Source organism: Pseudomonas sp. TTU2014-080ASC (assembly GCF_001446935.1).
Classification (GTDB): domain Bacteria; phylum Pseudomonadota; class Gammaproteobacteria; order Pseudomonadales; family Pseudomonadaceae; genus Aquipseudomonas.
The window spans coordinates 289,985-309,148 of the sequence record NZ_LKKK01000001.1; the positions used below are offsets into that span (position 1 = coordinate 289,985).

Genomic DNA, 19,164 nt, shown 5'->3' on the forward strand with positions numbered 1-19,164 from the left:
GGGCGGAGTCTCCGCCGTTGTTAAAGCAGGTTGAGCGCGGTTTTGCCGGCCAATATCAGGGCGCTGTCCCGTTGTGGGGTGTGCACCCGGCCGCACAACACATTGCGGTAATGCCGTTGCAGCGGATGATGCAGGGACAGGCCATGATTGCCGGTCAGCTCCAACGCCTTCTCCACCACAGCCACTGCGTTCTCAGTGACCGACACTTTGATCAGCCCCGCCTCCTGGCTGCTCAGGGGATGAGTGCTGAGCGCATCCAGTTGCAGGCGATTGCTCAGCAGCAAGCGCTCGATGTCGCCGACGGTTTCCTGCACACGCGGTACGGTGCTCAGCGGTGCGCCGAGGCTGGCAGGTGCACGCTGGCCCAGCCATTCGATCAGCCAATCACGGGCCGCTTGCGCCGCGCCGTCATAAATCGCCCCAAGCAAGGTCGACATGCCACGGTTGAAGTCGGCCTGCGCCGGTGCGTTGATCGGTGGCGGCGCATCCGCCGGGAACACATCCACCGCATGTTCCAGCGGCAGGTGCACGTTCTCAAAGATCACCTCATGGCTGCCGGTGGCGCGCATACCTAGATGAGACCAGCTTTCCACCACGCGAATACCCGGCGTATCCCGATGCACCAGCCAAGTGCCCACCAGCGGCACCGGGTCATCACTGCGCGCCCACACCGCCAGCCAGGTCAGCCCCGGAATGCCGGTGGTGTAGAGCTTGTGTCCGTCCAGAATCCAGCCATCGGCCTGACGTTTGGCCACGGTTTGCGGCAGGCCGCCACGGGCAGGCGAACCCAGCTCCGGCTCAACCCGCAGGCTGTTGATCAGCGCGCCCTCTTCCAGCGCTTCGCGGATCACCCGGCGCTTAAGTTCGGCAGGCCAGTTGGGGTTGTCCGCCAGCCGCCGGTGATACAGGTACTGCATGCACAGCACCAACGCAGTGGACGGCTCGCCTTTGGCCACCGCCGCAATCACCTTGCGCAGCAATGGCAGATCCGCCCCGCCGCCACCTGAGCGCTTATCACAGGCTAAGCCGAGCAAGCCGTGCTGTTGCAACAGCTTGAGATTGGCGTGCGGGAAAGCACCGTCGCGGTCGTACTCAGCGGCATCCTCCGCCAGCGTGCGGGTCAACTCGGCGAGAAATTTATCGTCGATTGCCACCTGCGGGCTGCGGCTAACCAGATTCAATACCGTCATGCCACTTGCGCCTGACGTGCAGCGACTTTGGCGCGGGTCAGCGGCAGCAGCTCGCGGCCGTAATCAATTGCGTCTTCAATCGGGTCAAAGCCACGGATCAAGAAGGTGGTGACGCCCAAGTCGTAGTAATCCAACAGCGCATCGGCCACTTGCTCCGGCGTGCCCACCAACGCGGTGGAGTTGTGCGCGCCACCGACGACTTTGGCGATCCCGGTCCACAGACGCTTGTCGACCACATCGCCTTTCGCCGCAGTTTCACGCAGGCGTTGTGCGCCAACGCTTTCAGTCTTGTACGGCAGCACCGCACCGGCAGACTCCAGACGCTGGCGAGCGCGTTGCAGAATGTCATCGGCCTTGGCCCAAGCCGCCTCTTCGGTGTCGGCGATGATTGGGCGGAACGACACGCTGAACTGCACTTCACGGCCATGTTTGGCTGCTTCAGCCCGGACACGCTCGATGGTTTCCCGGGTTTGCTCCAGCGACTCGCCCCACAGCGCGTACACGTCAGCATGCTCGCCCGCCACCTGAATCGCTGCCGGGGATGAGCCGCCAAAGTAGATCGGCAGTTTGCCGTGCTTCGGTTTTATTGCCGAGAACGCCTGCTCAGCGCGGTAAATCTCGCCTTCATGATTGAACGGCTTTTCGCTGCTCCAGACCTGCTTCACCACCCGCAGGAATTCATCAGTGCGGGTGTAGCGCTGGTCGTGATCCAGCCAGTCACCGTCCTTGCGCTGCTCGGCATCGCTGCCGCCGCTGATCACGTGCAGCGCCAGGCGGCCATCCAACAGGTGATCCAGACTGGCCAGCTTGCGTGCCGCCAATGTCGGCGCAACGAAACCGGGGCGATGCGCCAGCAGGAAGTTGATCCGCGAGGTGGAGACACCGGCCAGCGCAGTGACCAGAAAGCCGTCCGGTTGATCTGACCAGTAGCCCACCAGAATCCGGTCAAAACCCGCTGCCTCATGGGCCTGTGCGCTGCGCACAATGTAGTCCTTGTCAAAGACCGGCCCTGTAGGCGGGATGATCTCGGTGGAAAGCCGGTGGCCGATCATGCCGATAAATTGAACGCTCATAACGGGCTCCCTTACTGGTAGGCGTTGCTGAAAGACGTGTCGATGATGCTGCTGGTGTCGAAGGCTTTAGGCAGTGCGCCGGTCTGCACCAGGAAGTCTGCGGTTTCCTGATAATCCTTCGCCGCCTGCTCATCCACCGGGCCGACGGTCATGTTGGCTTGGCCGATCCAGTGACGGGACACGGCCACATCAATGTTGGCCTTCTTGGCCCATAGGTCGGCGTAAGTTTCTTTATTCGCCTCAACCCAAGCGCGGGCCTTTTGCAGGCGATCAAGGAAGTCGGCAATGGCCTCACGCTTCGGCTCGATGGAGTTGGCGTTAGCGGCCACGCTGGACAGGCCAGGCATCAAATCACGGGCAGTAATAATCGGCTTAGCACCGCTGAACACCACCTGCTGGGAAATGTACGGTTCCCACACTGGGAAGGCGTCCACGCTGCCGCGCGGAAATGCGGCGGCCGCATCAATCGGCATCAGTTTGACGAACTCCACGTAGTCGTGGGGCAAGCCGGCTTTATCCAGCGCCCGCAGGGTCAGTTGCTGGCTCCAGGCACCGGGCCAATAGGCGACTTTTTTACCTTTAAGGTCATGGATGGTTTTCGCCGTGGAGTCTTTATTCACCAGCAAAGCGATGGTGTCCGGGTTCTGCCGCGACACGCCGATCAACTTCACCGGTGCACCTTTGGCGGCGAGGAAGATAAAGCCCGAATCCCCCAGAAAGCCCAAATCCAGCGCGCCCACTTCAAGCCCTTCTGCCACTGGCGCAGCGGACTGAAAGTGCTTCCAGTCGACCTTATACGGCGCGCCTTCCAACACACCGGAGGCCTCTACAGAAGCGCGCACGTTGTAGTAGTTCTGGTCACCAATGCGCAGCACGGTTTCTTCAGCGGACTGAGCCAGCGGTGCAACCACAGCAAGGGCAATCAGGCTACGGCGTAACAGATTCAGCAACTTCATTTTTATTCTCCGAATGTTCAGCCAGCCCGGCGCTGTTGCAGGGCGTCGATGTGTTCACGAATCGCCGGGATCAGGCCCCGGCCATACAGCTCGGCATCGTCCAGCGGATCGAAGCCACGAATCAGGAAAGTGGATGCGCCGTGCTGCCAGTAGCGGCCAAGGGCCTGCGCCACTTGTTCAGGCGTGCCGACCAGCGCGGTCGAGTTCCACTGCGCTCCGGTAAGCCGGGCCACGCCCATCCACAGGCGCTCATCCAGCACTTCACCACGCTGGGCAGCCGCCAGCAGACGCTGGGAACCGGCATTGGCCGGGGCGTGATCGTGCAAAGGCAAACCGAGGCGCTGACGGTTCTCGCGGATGCGTTCAAGGATCTCCGCCGCACGCTTCCAGGCGTCCTCTTCGGTGTCCGCCACAATCGGCCGGAACGACACAGAAATACGCGGGCTGCGGCCTTGCGCCTGCGCGGCTTTACGTACGTGCTGCACATGTTCGGCAAAGTCCGCCACCGGCTCGCCCCAGAGCATGTAGGTGTCGGCGTGGCGGGCAGCGACATCAATCGCCGCCGGTGAGCTGCCACTGAAATAGATCGGAATATGCGGCTGCTGGCGGGTGCGCACAGTCGGCAGCGCACCTTTGAAGCGGTAGTAAGTGCCTGCATGATCCACCGGACCATCGGCGGTCCAGATCGCCTTCAGCGCTTGCAGGTATTCATCCGTGCGGGCGTAGCGCTGGTCGTGGTCGAGCCAGTCGCCATCGCGCTGCTGATCCACATCGCTGCCGCCACTGATCACGTTAAGGGCCAGGCGGCCATTGCTGAACTGGTCCAACGTCGCCAGTTGCCGGGCAGCCAGCGGTGGAGCGATCACGCCCGGCCGGTACGCCAGCAGAATGCCCAGACGCTCGGTCGCCGCCGCAATAAAGGAGCTGACCACCGCGCCTTCCGCGCCATTGGAGAAATACCCCACCAATGCCCGGTCAAACCCGGCCTTCTCATGGGCCTGCGCAAAACGCCGGACAAATGCAGGATCAACCGCATCCCCCAAGGGTTGATCCACTTCAGCGCTGGGCGTCGCTGTGATCATCCCGATAATTTCTACCGTCATGTCGCATTCCTGTGTCGGTTATGCCAAACGCCAGCCATGACCTTCTTTTTTCTTATAAGAAGAAACCGATGCCTAACGAACGCTTATAAAAGTAATGCGAGGAATGACGGCTGTGAAATTCAATTTCGGCATAACCTAATATGCAAAAACAGCATTCATATTTTTATTTATATTGCTAACTGCGCATTTTAAGCAGATACGAAATGCGCCAAATGAAGCACAGAGGTATGGATATACCGACATGCCCGAAGCATGGCCGCAGTTTTGTGGGAACGGCTTTAGCCGTGAAAGCTACTGGCACGGTTTGCTGGCGTGTTGAGCAGATACCTATTCGCGGTTGAAACCGCTCCTACGAGAGTGTGCAGCTCATGCTGGAATATGGGCGCACAAGGCCTTGTGCTTAGCGAGGCGCTTCACTCGTTTGATTCTGCGCCAGACTCGCGGCACGTCTTCAAGTGGGGCCATAAGTAGAAGGATGGACCAGTAGGCCCAACCTCGCGTTCTGCTCATTAGATCCCGGTGGCGCCGATCAGGTAGTTCAAGCAGCTCAGTGATAAAGCGGTAAAAACCGGCTTGGCTGAGATATTGATCATCCAGACACTCCAACAAGCGCTCAGTAAGGTACTTGACTGCTGACACAAGAGTTGCAGCGGGAAAAATGATCAGCACCACAAGCGGAATCAGGTTGACCCACATGGCAAAGATCAAGTCCCAGGTATCGCTGATGAACTGCTCGAATGATCCAAATATGAACTCAGCATCCATATTTGCGATCACGATAGCGGCAATTATCGCGACCAAACCAGCCATATAAGTTGCAAAATTACCGGCAGTGGGCAAGTGGAAAAAGCCCATCGTTTTGCGCCACATGGGCTCCTGAGCTCGCACCCTCAGAGACTGTAACCACTCCCACTCCTTCACCAGTGCTTTGGCCAGATCCCGAATGTCCCCCGGGTGCTCAAAGGTACGGCGCAGGTAAGCCAGTTTTTGCTGATCGAAATGACGATGGGCAACCCGAAAGCGTGGTTGAGCCGCCTGAGGGTGAAACAACTGATAGCGCCGCTGCGCGCCCATGAAATAGGCCTGTACAACTCCCGGAGCTATGAACAGCTCACAGATATATAGAACAGTCACCTGCCAGCCACTTAATAGGTCAACATCGCTGGCGATGCCCAGATAAACATCTAAGGCGACTACACCAACAATCAGCCCCATCAATGTAACGCACAGCCAAAAAACAAGGGTTCCACGCGCATAGAAGAGTAATGAACGAAACGTCTTACGGTAATGCCTGATCTTGTCGCTGATTGCCTGCATGCGGCTCCCCTGCTGATCACTTCAGTATCGCGATGAGTAGCTGCTGAAATACCACGCAAGATGGCTTAATGCCACACCCGATTCTCTACCACAGTCCGCAGCCCGGACTAGCCACCCAAGCTGGCGTAAACCGGGGCACGCTGTCACATACGGAGAAAATCAGGACGGTGTTTGAGGGCCGTAGCATAGGCCTGACAAAGATGCCGAATGAAGAAACCACGGTGGGTAACCCGCTGTGCGGGCTTACGCCACCCTACGCTCGCCGCCGGTCAGGCTTTGCGCGCGTCACCTAGGCGCTCACTGATCACTTCACCAAACAGGCCGATGGCGCCTTGCAGGTTACCGACAAATGCGGCGCGGACCAGCCACAGGTCGATCATGGGTTTGAAGTCGCTGACGTTGAGCACTTCCAGTTGGTCGCGGTGGCGGCTGCCTTCCAGCAGCGGTTCGGGCACAAGGCCAAGGCCCATGCCGTTGGCGACCAAGCCCAGTTGCAGGTCGGTGCCGAAGATTTCCAGATTCACTGACAGGTTCATGCCCTGCTCCGCCAGCGCCCGTTGCAGGCCGGCGCGGAAGCCGCAGCCGTCCGGGTTGAGGACCCAGCCGTGGCTCTGGCAGTCCGCCAGTTTGTAGCTGCGTTTGCTCGCCGTGCCTTTGGGCGCAACCACAACCAGGCCCATGCGCGCCAGTGACTGACCGTGCAGCCCTTCGGGGAACACTTTGCCTGCCGGGAACAATGCAGCGACGGCATCCAACTCGCCGTTTTCCAGACGCTTGAGCAATCCACTACCCCAACCGTTGGAGACTTGCACGTGTAAGTCCGGGTAGGTGTTTTGCAAGCGCTGCAGGGCTTCCAGCAGCAGCGTATCGCCGACGGTTTGCGGTACGCCCAGGCGCAGTGAGCCGGTGGGCATCGCGTCGCTGGTGACCAGTTCGCGCAGCGCATCCACTTCACGCTGTATGGCGCAACACTGCTCGTACACACGCAGGCCCATAGGAGTTGGTTTGAGCGGTTTGGTGTTGCGGTCCAGCAATTCGACACCGAGCGACTCTTCCAGATTCTGCAAGCGACGGGTGATTGCCGATTGCGTCAGTTGCAGGGCTTCAGCCGCGTGGCTGAGGGATTGCAGGCGGATAACGGCTACGAAGGCATCGATGTCATCTATCTTCATTCTACTTTCGCATATTAGCTTATGAATAAATTGAATTTTGCTGATTATAAGCGAATTGCTACCGTGTGCACCTCGCAAACATCCAATGCCAGCGAGTCGTTGTCGAACCGGCCTTAAAGTGCAATTTACCCGGCGTCTCAGGTAGCTAAGCATTAAGCCCCGACTTTCAACATCAACTTTATCTGGCCATTGGCACTGGAAAATTACAATGAGCACACCTTTGAACCTGCACCGTCTGCGCACCTTTATTGATGGTCTGGCCAGCCTGCTGGATCAACAGCCTGAAGAACCGGCCATCCTTGAGCAAGGTGCTGACCTGCTGCGCCAACTGGTCAGCCATGATGACTGGCTGCCTGCCGAATTCGCCCAGCCCGATCCGCAACGCTATCAGCAATACCTGCTGCACTGCGACTCGCGCCAGCGCTTCTCGGTGGTGAGTTTTGTCTGGGGGCCGGGGCAGCAAACGCCGGTGCACGATCATCGTGTATGGGGCCTGATCGGAATGCTACGCGGGGCCGAGCTGTCGCAGAACTTCAGCCGTCAAGCCGATGGCAGCCTGCAACCTGATGGACCGGCCATTCGCCTAGAGCCAGGCCATGTGGAGGCGGTGTCGCCCAACGTCGGCGATATCCATCAGGTGAGTAACGCCTTCAGCGATCAGACCTCCATCAGCATTCACGTCTACGGCGGCAATATCGGCGCGGTACGGCGTGCGGTGTATGCCGAAGACGGCAGCGAAAAAACCTTTATCTCCGGTTATTCCAACCTCCTCCTTCCCAATTTATGGGACCTGTCCAAAGAGAGCCTTGCATGAGCCAAATTGCCACCCGCTCCTACGCCAGCATTCGTCAGGCTTTGCTGAATAAAGAAGAACTGGCCCTGATTGATGTGCGTGAAGAAGCGCCCTTCGCTGAAGAGCACCCGCTATTTGCCGCGAACATTTCGCTGTCCCGGCTGGAGCTTGAGATTTATGCCCGCGTGCCGCGTCGCGATACCCGCGTTACGGTCTATGACGATGGCGAGGGGCTGGCAGTAGAAGCCACAAAACGGCTGGCCAAACTCGGTTACACCGATGTGGCGCTGCTTGAAGGTGGCCTCAGCGGTTGGCGTGAGGCTGGCGGCGAGCTGTTCCGCGATGTGAACGTGCCGAGCAAAGCCTTTGGCGAGCTGGTCGAAAGCGTGCGTCACACGCCCTCGCTGGCTGCAGAAGAAGTCAAAGCGCTACTGGATGCTAAGGCTGATGTTGTGGTGCTGGATGCCCGCCGCTTTGATGAATACCAGACCATGAGCATCCCCACCGGCATCAGTGTGCCGGGGGCTGAGCTGGTGTTGCGTGCCCGCGAGCTGGCACCCAACCCAAGCACCCGGATTATCGTCAATTGCGCAGGCCGCACACGCAGCATTATCGGCACCCAGTCGCTGGTAAACGCCGGTCTGCCGAACCCGATTTCGGCTCTGCGTAACGGCACCATCGGCTGGACGCTGGCCGGGCAACAGCTTGAACACGGCCAGTCGCGCCGCTTCAGTGAGGTCAGCGAAGAGACCCGCGCAAGTGCCGCTGCATCCGCCCGTGCCGTGGCCGACAAAGCCCGCGTGGGCCGCGCCACGCTTGATGACCTGAAGCGCTGGCAGGCTGAAAGCAATCGCACTACTTATCTGTTCGACGTGCGCACGCCGGAAGAATATGAAGCTGCTCATCTGCCCGGTTCCCGCTCAACACCGGGCGGCCAACTGGTGCAGGAAACCGATCACTTCGCCAGCGTGCGCGGTGCGCGCATTGTGCTGGCAGATACCGACGGCGTACGCGCCAACATGAGCGCCTCCTGGCTGGCGCAAATGGGTTGGGATGTCTACGTGCTGGATGGTCTCAGTGACGCTGATCTGACCGCGCGCGGCGCTTGGCCTGCACCGCTGCCTGAGCAGCCACAGCCGCAAGCCGTCAGCCCGGCTACCCTCAATACATGGTTGAGTGAAGGCAATACGCAGCTGCTGGACTTCACCACCAGCGCCAACCACGTTGCCCGGCATATTCCCGGAGCCTGGTGGGCGTTGCGTTCGCAATTGCCGCAAGCCCTGGAAAAAATTCCAGTGGCTGAGCGCTATGTGCTGACCTGCGGCAGCAGCCTGCTGGCTCGGTTTGTTGTCGCAGAACTGCAAGAGCTGACCGGCAAGCCAGTAGTCGTATTAGAAGGCGGAACGGCGGCCTGGGTTGCGGCTGGTCTGCCAGTGGAAGCAGGTGAACAGCGCCTGGCCGTACCGCGCACGGATCGCTATCGCCGTCCGTATGAAGGCACAGACAACCCGCGTGAAGCCATGCAGGGTTATCTGGACTGGGAGTTCGGTTTGGTCGAACAATTGGGCCGCGATGGCACGCACGGGTTTTACGTGATTTGAATCAGGTCAAAGCCTGTCGCGACATTGAGAACCACGGTGGATGGCTTCGTCCATCCACCCTACGCGAGCGTCGTTCATGAGGGTGCGATAAGGCCGCACAGCGGCTTATCCACCAGCGTTTTCACGCCTTGCACAACACGCAAGAAATCCGGCGGAGATAAAGGCCATGGCGGATGGCAGCGTCCATCCGCCCTATGCGAGCGCCGTTCACGTTTGGGCCGATAAGGCCGCATAGCGCCTTATCGGCCTATTCATCATCAGGAAATGACGTTATCGCACTGCTGCGCGTTGGCCTGGCTGATGTTGCTACCGGCCGGTACGCTGCGGGTCAGCCAGACGTTACCGCCAATCACGGAGCCTTTGCCGATGGTGATGCGGCCGAGAATGGTCGCACCGGCGTAGATCACCACATCATCCTCAACAATCGGATGGCGCGGCTCGCCTTTATGCAGGTTGCCGTTTTCATCGGAGGTGAAGCGTTTCGCACCCAGCGTCACCGCCTGATAAATCCGCACATGGTCGCCAATGATCGCGGTCTCGCCGATCACCACGCCGGTGCCGTGGTCGATAAAGAAGCTCTTGCCGATCTGCGCGCCCGGATGGATATCAATCCCAGTGGCCGAGTGCGCCAGCTCGGAGATGATCCGCGCCAGCAAGGTCAACTCAGCCTTGTATAGATAGTGGGCGATACGGTGATGAATCACGGCAATGATGCCGGGGTAGCACAGCAGCACTTCATCCACCGTGCGCGCAGCCGGATCGCCGTTATAGGCGGCGATCACATCCAGATCGAGGCTGCGGCGCAGCTCCGGCAGACCGGCAGCAAACTCGCGCACGATCTGCACGGCGCGTTGCTCTATGTCCTGCCCGGTTTCGCCGCGCAGACGGGCGATGTAGCGCAGCTCCAAACGCACCTGAGCCAGCAAATTGTTCAGCGCTGTATCCAGGGTATGGCCGACGTAGAAATCTTCGCTTTCTTCACGCAACTCATGCGGACCAAGACGCATGGGAAACAAGGCTCCGGTCAGATCCTTGATGATTTGCGCGATCGCACCGGGAGATGGCAGCTCGCGGCCACCCAATTCTTTTGCCCGTCCGGTACTGCTGCGCCACTCGGCGCGAACGGCCCGTAACTGTTCAACAATTTGATCCAGCTGCCAGTTAACCGGCAAGGCTGCGCTTTGCCCGTCTTGGGGGCCTTTTTGCATCTCAGACATGCTATTTCCTGACGCGCCAGCTTGTGGCACAGCGCGTTTCAACGCGTATGAGTGGAAAGACGTGACCAGTTGTCCCGGTCAATCCTGAAGCCATGGCAGCTGCCAGAATCGCCAACCGCCATGTTTACTTTGCTGGTATTGCGCATCCCGACAGCCTTCGACCCCTTCCAGCACATTAAAGACCCGGCTAAAGCCTGCCTCGGATGCTGTCGCTGCTGCAGCGGCGGAGCGATATCCACTACTGCAGATCAGGCCGATTGCTGTCTCGCGTCCGGCGAGGGTATCCAGCTCCTGAATAAAGTGTGAATTGTGAATCATATTCACGCCAGTCTGCCAGGCAATGTGCATAGCACCCGGCACGCGGCCAATCGCTTGTAACTCTTCACGCGAGCGTACATCGACCAGAAGCAAGGAGCCCTCCTCCGCCAGCAACCAAGCTTCCGGTGGGTACAGGCTCCCGGCATACGATGACTCCAACAACCGGGCACGCAAATAAGCCTGCTCGAATAACGCCTGTTGTGAAAGATTCAGCACTTCACGGATGCTGACTGGGCGTTTCATCTCTTCCTGTGAGGGGTAACGGGTATCCATTGTGTATTCCTTGCCACACTCGCAAAGCGATAGGCTCCCCCAACTGAGCCACTCTACAGCGAGTACGATATAACTAAAAAATAACTAAAAATTTTACGGAAATAGCTGTCAGCGATAATAGGACTCGACCACGCCCTCATCGGTTCTGACAATCTGACAACCGGATCAGCCCTCAACTTTCCGTTTAACTTGCGCACCATCCGTCACGCAAAGCGCCTAAAATGCGCGCTCCTTCCGTGTCAGGCCTTCCTCAGATGTCAGTTGCAAGAATCCTTTCCATTCCCCTGTTCGCACTAGCAATGGGGGGCTTCGTTGTCGGTAGCAGCGAATTCATCATCATGGGCTTACTGCCCGAGCTGGCAGCGGATCTAAATGTTTCCCTGGCAGACGCGGGCCTTCTGGTCACTGCCTATGCCCTGGGCGTAGTAATTGGCGCGCCCCTGCTCGGCCCACTGCTGGACCGCATCGCCCGGCGTAAAGCGGTGATCCTGCTGATGCTGGCCTACACCATCGGCAACCTCGCCTGCGCCCTGGCCCCGGATTACAAATGGTTGGTTGCGGCGCGCCTGCTGACCGCCATCAGCCACGCTGGTTTCTTTGGCTGTGCAACCCTGTTGGCCCGTGATCTGGCACCACCGCACCGGCGTGCTTCGGCCATGGCGCTGGTTATCACTGGTCTGACTATCGCCAACGTGCTTGGCGTGCCGCTGGGTGCCTGGCTGGGACAAAGCACCAACTGGCGCGTAACCTTCTTTGTGGTTGCCGGGATCGGTCTGCTGGCCTTTATTGCGCAGTACATGTGGCTACCTGCAACGCCAAAACCGACACGCAGCGAGGGCGGCAGCTGGCAAGGCATCATGCAGCGTCCGGTGCTGCATGCACTGCTGGTGTGCTGCCTGTCTTCGGTGGCGCTGTTTGCTGTATTTACCTACATCAGCCCGTTGCTGCGGGAAGTCAGTGGCTTCAGTGCGGAGAAAACCAACTGGGCACTGCTGCTAGTCGGCATTGGCCTGACCTTGGGCAATCTGCTGGGTGGCCGCCTGGCGGATAAGGGTATCCGTCATCCGGTGCCGCTGGCGCAAGCTGGCAGCATCATTGCGCTGCTTGGTTTATTCCTGTTCCCTGACAGCAGCCTGATGGTGCTGGCCAGCCTGCTGCTGTGGGGCATGGCCAGCTTCGCCATTTCCGCGCCGTTGCAGGTGATTCTGGTGGAACAGGCTGGCGAATCGGCAGGCCTCGCAGCCACCCTCAGCCATGCAGCGTTCAATATGGGTAATGCTGCCGGTGCTTGGTTTGGCGGGTTGTGGCTGAGCACCCAGCTGGGGCTGCCGCACTTGCCGGTCTTTGGCATTCTGCTGTTGGCCCTGACCATCGCAGTAGCCTGGACGTTGCCGCGGCTGCATGCAGCGCAAGGTAAATAGATCTACTTAAAAATAAGGCCGCTCTCCCCCTGCTAAAGAGAGCGGCCTTAAAACCACTCAACGTGCAGTAATGACTGCCAGCTTCGTGATACCTGCCCGCTCGATGGATGCCATGGCTTTGGCGACAACGCCGTAGCCGACTTGGTCATCCGCCTGCAGCTGTACCTTAATCTCCGCATCGCTCGCTTTGGCGTTAATCAGGCTGCTTTCCAGCTGCTCGGGCTGAATTTGATCTTTATTGATGAAGAACTGGCCTTCACTGTCGATGCTGACCACCAGCGGGTCTTTCTGATCGGCCGGAGCAACAGCCTCAGTTTTCGGCAGATTGATCGGAATCGAGTTGGTCAAAAGCGGCGCGGTGACGATAAACACCACCAGTAGCACCAGCATCACATCCACCAGCGGCGTGACGTTGATTTCACTCAGCACTTCATCGCTGTCTTGAGTTGAGAAGGCCATATCAGGACGCCTCCTGCACTTTCAGACCGGCTTGCGCAGCAGCACGTTTGCTGCCGGGATGCACGATCACCTTGAAGGCACTCTTCTGTGCCAGGCTGTAGAAGTCATGGGCGAAGTCATCCAGATCAGCCGCAGTCAGTTTCAGGCGACGCAGAAAGTAGTTGTAAACCAGCACGGCCGGTACCGCGACAGCGATCCCCACACCGGTGGCTACCAGTGCAGCACCAATCGGCCCTGCGACGGTTTCTAGGCTGGCATTACCGGCTGCACTGATGCCCTTAAGCGCCTCCATGATTCCCCATACGGTGCCAAACAGGCCGATAAAGGGCGACGTAGAGCCGATCGAAGCCAACACCGCCAAGCCGGACTCCAGTGAACGACGCTCACGCTGAATCTGCTGACGCAGGGCACGCTCAAGGCGATCCTGATGGTTGATGGCCTGGCTCAGATCACCGGGCTGACTGGCGTCTGGCACCTGAATCGCAGAGAAGCCTGCCTGCGCCACATGGGCCACCGCGCCGGACGGGTTATGGCCCAACTCAGCGGCAGAGTCCAAGCTGGTCGCGCCCCAGAATTGCTTCTGGAACTTGCGGTCCTGATGACGCTGTCGAGTGAACTGAATGCCCTTGATCAAGGCCAGCCCCCACGTCACAACAGAAAAACCAATCAGCAACCAGATAACGGCGTGTTCGACCGATTGCAGTGGGGAATCAACTAGCAGGTTCATGGGTTACTCCTTAACAAAGTGTTGGCCGCAGCCGTTATCACATTCCACGCCTGAGTCCTCTCAGGCTTTCTGTTCATGAGCTGGCGTCTCAATCCAGACGAAAATCCAGCGGTACCGTTACCCAGCCATCAATCGCCTGATCACCGCGTTTGGCCGGCACAAAACTCCAACGCTTCACCGCCCGTAGCGCTGCTTCATCCAACGCATCACGACCGCTACTTTTTTGAACCTGAATCTCACCCGGCTTGCCGTTAGCCAACACATGCACCCGCAACAACACCGTGCCTTCCCAACCGCGTCGCTGCGCCAGGCCCGGATACTCCGGTGCCGGGTTATTCAGGTATCCGGCATTGGCTGAAGGGGGTGTTTCCTTCACCGGAGCTGGTGCAGGTGGTGCTGGCGGTGCAGGTGGTGTTTCAGCCTTGGGCTCCGGTTGCGGCGGCTCAGGCTTGGGTTGCGGTTTGGGCACAGGTTTAGGCTGCGGCTTGGGTGGCTCAGGCTTTTTCACTGCCAGTTCATCAACCACCGGTGGAGGTGGCGGTGGTGGCTCTACAACCGGCGCGACAGGCTCCGGCGGTGGCGGCGCACTGGCAAACTCGATGGTCATGGGAGGAATCTGCGCTGGCACTTCCGGCAGCACGGGCTCTTCACGTTGACTGAGCCAGAACAACACCGCGCCATGCAGCGTCAGCGCCAACACGCCAAGCAAAATGCCCTCACGACGACTCAGCAGTTTGTTGCGCTGACGCACACCGATGCGTTGCAGCCCCAGTGCCTGACGCAGCGGAACCCCAAGATCAAGCACCTCTGCCGGGCTACGCGCTTGCCGCCAGAATGCATCATTGATCTGTTCCGCTTTAACTAAGGGCCCCATCGGCTAACTCCTGAACATCTCAATCATCGTCCCTACTCCCCGCAAAGCAGCGAGCTAGTGGTCTTCGTTGAGGTAGATGATTAGCCCAGGGGCTTAGCCCATAAAGTAATTTTTAATAAGATATTAATTACTTTAAGAAATATAAGATTTTAACTATTTGATTATTAAGGGCTTTTTTAAACCATGCATTTAGGGCATTAAAAAAATGCCTCTATAGCATTGAGACGGGGTTTGTGAAGGCCTTGGAGACCGGCTTCACACCACCTAAGCCATTGCTTCATGCGAAAAACCACGGACATTCCCCCAACAAAAAAGGCGGAAGCACCGAAGCACTTACGCCTTTTGATCCAGCCAATTGATGGGTTAAAACGGCCGGCTTCCTGCGAGGCTGATGCGTTTCATCCGCCTGCGCTGAGTCGCCGGAAAGGCATTACGGCCATGCAGTGTGGCCTGGTTATCCCAGTAAACGATGTCGCCTTCTTCCCATTTGTGGGTGTAGATAAAGCGTGGATTTTGCAGGTGCTCGCGCAGGCGGGCGATCAGCGCCTTACCCTGCTCCGGGTCGTAACCGGGGATTTCCACTTCCGTGTGCACGCTTAAAAACAGCAGGTGCTTGCCGCTGTCGGGATGGGTACGCACCAGCGGGTGCTCAGTGCCCTGAATCGGCTCGATATCGGGTGTGCGGTAGGTTACAAAGCCACCGCTGTAGCCGTTTTTCAAGCGAACAAAGGGGTTGTAGTTGATCAGGCGCAGGTCATCGATGGTCCGTTTGGTTTCATCATCCAGCGCGCTGTAGGCCAGCGCCAGGTTGGTGAAGAAGGTTTCACCGCCCTCTTCTGGCACTTCCAGTGCGTATAACAACGAACCCGCTGACGGCGTCGGCGTCCACTGGTGATCGCTGTGGGACGGAATGGCGAAGTTGCCCAGCTCGCCGTCGCCAGTATTGGCGACTTTTACGATTTCAGGTGCCCGCCCTTCATCGTTGGAGGACAGCACGGCAAAGTCAGGGTGTGGCTGGAATACCGAGCCAAACCAAGAGGTAAAACGCAGAAACTGAGCATCGTCGAGCTGCTGTTTTTTAAAGATCAGAATGTGGTGTTCATTCAACGCCTGCTTCAAGCTGAGAATCTGCTCTGGAGTCAGGTCTTGGCGACCATCCAGGCCATGAATTTCGGCACCCAGTGGCGCAGCTAAGGGCTGAATGCGCAAGCTTGATACAGATTGTTGCGGATGCAATGCGGTAACGGCTGAAGTCATGCTCAGAACCTCCGGGATTCTGTCTGAGTGCCCGCTGAGCAAAACTCAGCAGGCATGTCTGCTTATTGCTTTTTAGTGGTTCGGCTGTGCTTGCCATCAATACTGACCGGCACTTCTCCGCTCAGGGTGACGCGACGCACGATGCGCTCCTGAGTGCCGTAGTCATCCACTGCGTAGTGCTGTGTGGCGCGGTTATCCCAGATCGCCACATCACCTGCCCGCCAGCGCCAACGCACGATGTTTTCCGGACGGATCACATAGCTCTGCAGGATGTTGAACAGACCTTGCGACTCAGCCGGGCTAAAACCTTTGATGCGTTTTACAAAGTGCCCCAGCAACAGGCTGCGCTGGCCACTGATCGGGTGTACACGCACCAGCGGGTGCTCGGTTTCATAGACGGTGGAGGCAAACACTTTGCGATACGCCTCAAGCACCGCAGGATCTGTATTGCGCTTGCCGTGGGCGTAGTCGTACTCGTTGCTGTGCACGGCCCAGAGCTTGTCTGCCAGCTCACGCAGTTCATCGGGCAAATCGCTGTAGGCCGTTTCGGTATTAGCCCAGAGTGTGTCTCCACCAGCGGCTGGGGCCACCACCGAACGCAAGATGGAGGCTTTCGGGTAGGCATCCACAAAGGTCACATCGGTATGCCAGGAGTTGGCGCGCTGTCCGTTGGCACCGTCGAGTTCCAGCAAGTATTTCGTGCCTTCACGTACCGGTACGGTCGGGTGTGAAATCGGCTGGCCGAGCAAGCTGGCAAATGCCTCCTGGCTTTGATCATCAAGTTGCTGATCACGGAAGAAGATGACTTTGTGCTCGACCAACGCTGCCTGAATGGCCTCAACAACATCCGCCGGCAAGTCGGCTGATAGCTGCACGCCACGGATTTCAGCACCGATGCGCCCGGCAACCGGGTGGATTTCAAGTTGAGCATGAGTCAATTTTTGCGCGAGATTGGTCATGATGTAATTCCTCGGTTGATGCAGTTAGAAGTCGTAACGCAGGGAGATGCCTGCCGTCCTGGGCTGGCCTACAGATGCGGAGTACATACCGTTGGTTGAGGCGAATACGCCCAGGTAGTAATCCTTGTCAGTGACATTGCGGACCCAGACAGAAGCGTCGAACTGCCCGTCGCCAAGATCACCACGCACGCCGGTGGAAAGGTTGAGCAAGCCGTAACCGTCGATCTTCGAAAGGTCGGAGTTGTCCAGCGTGCCCTCCGCCTCCGAGCGGTAGGAGTAGCCAGCAGTCACATAGGGTTGCAGGCCGTTATCCAGGTTCCAGCTGTACTCACCGCTGAGGTTGCCGATCCAGCGCGATGCCCCGACTACAGGTTCTCCCGTCAGGTCGCAGGTGGCATTGGGATTCACAGTGGAAACCTCGCTCGGGCACGGCGCGTTCTTGAACGATTGGTAGGTCACATCGTTGAAAGAACCGTTAGCAGTCAGCGTCAGGCCGCGGATCGGGCGCGCTGTGGCCTCAAACTCCACACCACGTGAACGCACACTGCCGGCGTTGGCCAACACCGAAACCGGCAGCAGCGAACTGTCGTTCAGCGTCAAGGTTGTCGCCTGGTAGCCAGTGATGCCAGTCCAGAACAAGTTGGCGTTGAACAGCAAACGCTGATCGAACCAACTGCTTTTGAAGCCCAACTCCGCGTCGTTGGCCCGCTCAGGTCCGACCAGTAATGAGTCAGCACCAAGCACCGGAGCACTGGCCACGGCCAAGTTGACCCCGCCGGATTTCTCGCCATGAGACAACGAGGCGTAACCCAACAAATCCGGGGTGAAGCGATAGCTCAGGCTGAGCAACCCGGAAGGAGCGGCGTTGTGAAGGGTCAGGTCACCGGAATCATAGGCACCGGTCTGGTTATTCCGAATTATCTGCCCTACACCGGTCACATCAGCGCCACCTTGAGGCGCGAAACGTTTGACCCGTGCCTGCTTCTCCTCGTACGTCCCACGCACGCCGGCGGTGAAGTCCAGACGATCCGTCAGATGCCAGGTCCCCTGAGCAAACAAGGCATAACTGTCAGTCTTTACTTTGCCGTTGGTTTTGCTGCTGATGTTGTTCAGTGCATTGAAGCTATTAACGCCTGCGGGTAGCAGATAGCGATCGGCATCTGGCCCCATCTCTACAAAGTTCTTGTTGCCCAGGTTTTGCTTGAAGTAATAAGCCCCAAGGACGTAATCGAACTTGCCGCCGGTGGGCGAAGCCAGTCGAAACTCCTGAGAAAACTGCCTGTCATGCACTGCAAAACCAGTGTTGCGAATGGCCGATATATCCAGCGAGTCGTCGTTAGCAGGCGTGAAGTTCCAGAAGCGATAGCCGCTGATAGAGGTGAAGTTGTAGCCACCCTCCAGCTTCCAGTTGGCCTCGACCGAAGTCCCCCCCTGATGCACGCTGACATGCTGGCGACTGTCGAGATTTACCTTCTTATCGTCCGGGTTACGGTGCGGTGAAGCTCCGACCAGCGCGGCACGGTCCCAGTAAAGTTGGGGGGCGCCATAGACCACCATGGTGCCGTTGGTGGAGTCCTCTGTGTTGTAGTCGGCGATCCAACGCAGGCTGAAATCATCACTGGGTTCAAACAGCAATTGGCCACGCACACCCTCGCGCTCACCGCCATTGAGTTTGTGGCCGTTGTAGGTGTTTTTGATGTAACCGTCTGAACGGCTGCGATAAGCGGAAAGACGCCCGGCCAGAGTATCGGTCAGGCCGCCGGAAACAGTGCCCTTGGTCTGGAAATAACCATCCTCACCGCCTGAAACCTCAAAGCTGCGCTCCGGGGTAAAGGTCGGCTTGCGGGTGCTGATATTGAGCACACCCGCTGTAGTGTTCTTACCGAACAATGTGCCTTGCGGACCGCGCAACAGCTCCAGCTGCTCAATGTCCAGCAGATCAAACACCGCCATGCCCGGACGACCAAGATAAACGTTATCCAGGTAAATCCCGGCGCTGCCTTCAAGACCATCACTGGCCGGGTTATTGCCGATCCCGCGCACGGCAACGCTGGACTGACGGGCATGGATGTACGCCACGTTTACGCTGGGCAGCACCTGCTGCAGATCCTGCACGCGATACACTTTCTGCGATTCGAGGGTGGCACCACTGAGCGTAGTGATTGGCGTCGGTACGTCCTGAACATCCTCCGCGCGACGACGTGCCGTCACGGTGACTTTGCCCAGCGCCACATCATCAGCCGAGGCCTTACGGGCTTTGACAGAGTTCGGGTTAACGTCCGCACTGACAGCCTCAGATACATCGGCAGGTGCACCGATGTTCTCTGCCAGCACCGCACCGGGAGCAGACAGCAGCAAGGCCATGCACAGCGCGGAATCCGATGCAGGTACGCGCAACCGGCTAATCGACCGGGACAATGGAGCAACAGCGAATCTTCGGATCAGACGCATCGG

Annotated in this window: 17 protein-coding genes; 3 read left to right on the top strand and 14 right to left on the bottom strand. The window is 58.4% G+C overall.

Annotated elements, in window-relative coordinates; all coding sequences use genetic code 11:
* Positions 1-20: 20 nt before the first annotated feature.
* The 6 genes from AO726_RS01340 to AO726_RS01365 all read right to left on the bottom strand — a co-directional run bounded on the left by AO726_RS01340 (position 21) and on the right by AO726_RS01365 (position 6,811).
* On the bottom strand, positions 21-1,190 hold the full coding sequence (locus tag AO726_RS01340; protein ID WP_058066246.1) for an acyl-CoA dehydrogenase family protein: 1,170 nt from the start codon (positions 1,188-1,190) through the stop codon (positions 21-23).
* Positions 1,187-2,263, bottom strand: a complete 1,077-nt coding sequence (locus AO726_RS01345) for an LLM class flavin-dependent oxidoreductase (protein ID WP_058066247.1) — start codon at positions 2,261-2,263, stop codon at positions 1,187-1,189. The genes AO726_RS01340 and AO726_RS01345 overlap by 4 nt, the downstream gene beginning before the upstream one ends.
* 11 nt (positions 2,264-2,274) lie before the next feature.
* Positions 2,275-3,219 (bottom strand): ABC transporter substrate-binding protein, encoded by a 945-nt coding sequence (locus AO726_RS01350; protein ID WP_058066248.1) that lies wholly within the window; start codon positions 3,217-3,219, stop codon positions 2,275-2,277.
* A gap of 17 nt (positions 3,220-3,236) precedes the next feature.
* Positions 3,237-4,301, bottom strand: coding sequence for an LLM class flavin-dependent oxidoreductase (locus AO726_RS01355; protein ID WP_152987237.1), 1,065 nt, complete (start codon positions 4,299-4,301; stop codon positions 3,237-3,239).
* Between the two features lie 387 nt (positions 4,302-4,688).
* On the bottom strand, positions 4,689-5,639 hold the full coding sequence (locus tag AO726_RS01360) for a hypothetical protein (RefSeq protein ID WP_058066250.1): 951 nt from the start codon (positions 5,637-5,639) through the stop codon (positions 4,689-4,691).
* 269 nt (positions 5,640-5,908) lie between these two features.
* A complete protein-coding gene (locus AO726_RS01365; RefSeq protein ID WP_058066251.1) occupies positions 5,909-6,811 on the bottom strand; it encodes a LysR family transcriptional regulator in 903 nt (300 codons plus the stop codon).
* A gap of 208 nt (positions 6,812-7,019) precedes the next feature.
* Between AO726_RS01365 and AO726_RS01370 the strand changes: the two genes are divergently transcribed.
* Positions 7,020-7,625 (top strand): cysteine dioxygenase family protein, encoded by a 606-nt coding sequence (locus AO726_RS01370; RefSeq protein ID WP_058066252.1) that lies wholly within the window; start codon positions 7,020-7,022, stop codon positions 7,623-7,625.
* Positions 7,622-9,205 carry a rhodanese-related sulfurtransferase gene (locus AO726_RS01375; protein WP_058066253.1) on the top strand — a complete coding sequence of 528 codons (1,584 nt, stop codon included), beginning with the start codon at positions 7,622-7,624 and terminating at the stop codon, positions 9,203-9,205. The genes AO726_RS01370 and AO726_RS01375 overlap by 4 nt, the downstream gene beginning before the upstream one ends.
* A 257-nt stretch (positions 9,206-9,462) precedes the next feature.
* Here the strand turns inward: AO726_RS01375 and epsC are convergent, their stop codons facing one another.
* Positions 9,463-10,422, bottom strand: a complete 960-nt coding sequence (epsC, locus tag AO726_RS01380) for a serine O-acetyltransferase EpsC (RefSeq protein WP_058066254.1) — start codon at positions 10,420-10,422, stop codon at positions 9,463-9,465.
* 78 nt (positions 10,423-10,500) lie between these two features.
* Entirely contained in the window at positions 10,501-11,013 is a 513-nt protein-coding gene (locus AO726_RS01385; RefSeq protein ID WP_058066255.1) for a rhodanese-like domain-containing protein, read from the bottom strand.
* A 254-nt stretch (positions 11,014-11,267) separates the two neighbouring features.
* On the opposite strand from AO726_RS01385, the gene AO726_RS01390 reads away from it, so the two are divergent.
* A complete protein-coding gene (locus AO726_RS01390) occupies positions 11,268-12,434 on the top strand; it encodes an MFS transporter (protein ID WP_058066256.1) in 1,167 nt (388 codons plus the stop codon).
* Between the two features lie 57 nt (positions 12,435-12,491).
* Here the strand turns inward: AO726_RS01390 and AO726_RS01395 are convergent, their stop codons facing one another.
* The 6 genes from AO726_RS01395 to AO726_RS01420 all read right to left on the bottom strand — a co-directional run bounded on the left by AO726_RS01395 (position 12,492) and on the right by AO726_RS01420 (position 19,161).
* Positions 12,492-12,893, bottom strand: a complete 402-nt coding sequence (locus tag AO726_RS01395; RefSeq protein WP_058066257.1) for an ExbD/TolR family protein — start codon at positions 12,891-12,893, stop codon at positions 12,492-12,494.
* Between the two features lies 1 nt (position 12,894).
* Positions 12,895-13,620, bottom strand: coding sequence for a MotA/TolQ/ExbB proton channel family protein (locus AO726_RS01400; protein WP_058066258.1), 726 nt, complete (start codon positions 13,618-13,620; stop codon positions 12,895-12,897).
* Between the two features lie 88 nt (positions 13,621-13,708).
* The gene (locus tag AO726_RS01405) at positions 13,709-14,494 is read right to left on the bottom strand and encodes an energy transducer TonB (RefSeq protein WP_058066259.1); all 786 of its coding nucleotides are present in this window, start codon (positions 14,492-14,494) and stop codon (positions 13,709-13,711) included.
* A gap of 363 nt (positions 14,495-14,857) precedes the next feature.
* Positions 14,858-15,751: a TauD/TfdA dioxygenase family protein gene (locus AO726_RS01410; RefSeq protein ID WP_058066260.1), complete on the bottom strand. Its 894-nt coding sequence runs from the start codon at positions 15,749-15,751 to the stop codon at positions 14,858-14,860.
* Positions 15,752-15,813: 62 nt separating this feature from the next.
* Positions 15,814-16,710 carry a TauD/TfdA dioxygenase family protein gene (locus AO726_RS01415; protein WP_058066261.1) on the bottom strand — a complete coding sequence of 299 codons (897 nt, stop codon included), beginning with the start codon at positions 16,708-16,710 and terminating at the stop codon, positions 15,814-15,816.
* 24 nt (positions 16,711-16,734) lie between these two features.
* Entirely contained in the window at positions 16,735-19,161 is a 2,427-nt protein-coding gene (locus AO726_RS01420; RefSeq protein WP_342633106.1) for a TonB-dependent receptor, read from the bottom strand.
* Positions 19,162-19,164 lie beyond the last annotated feature (3 nt).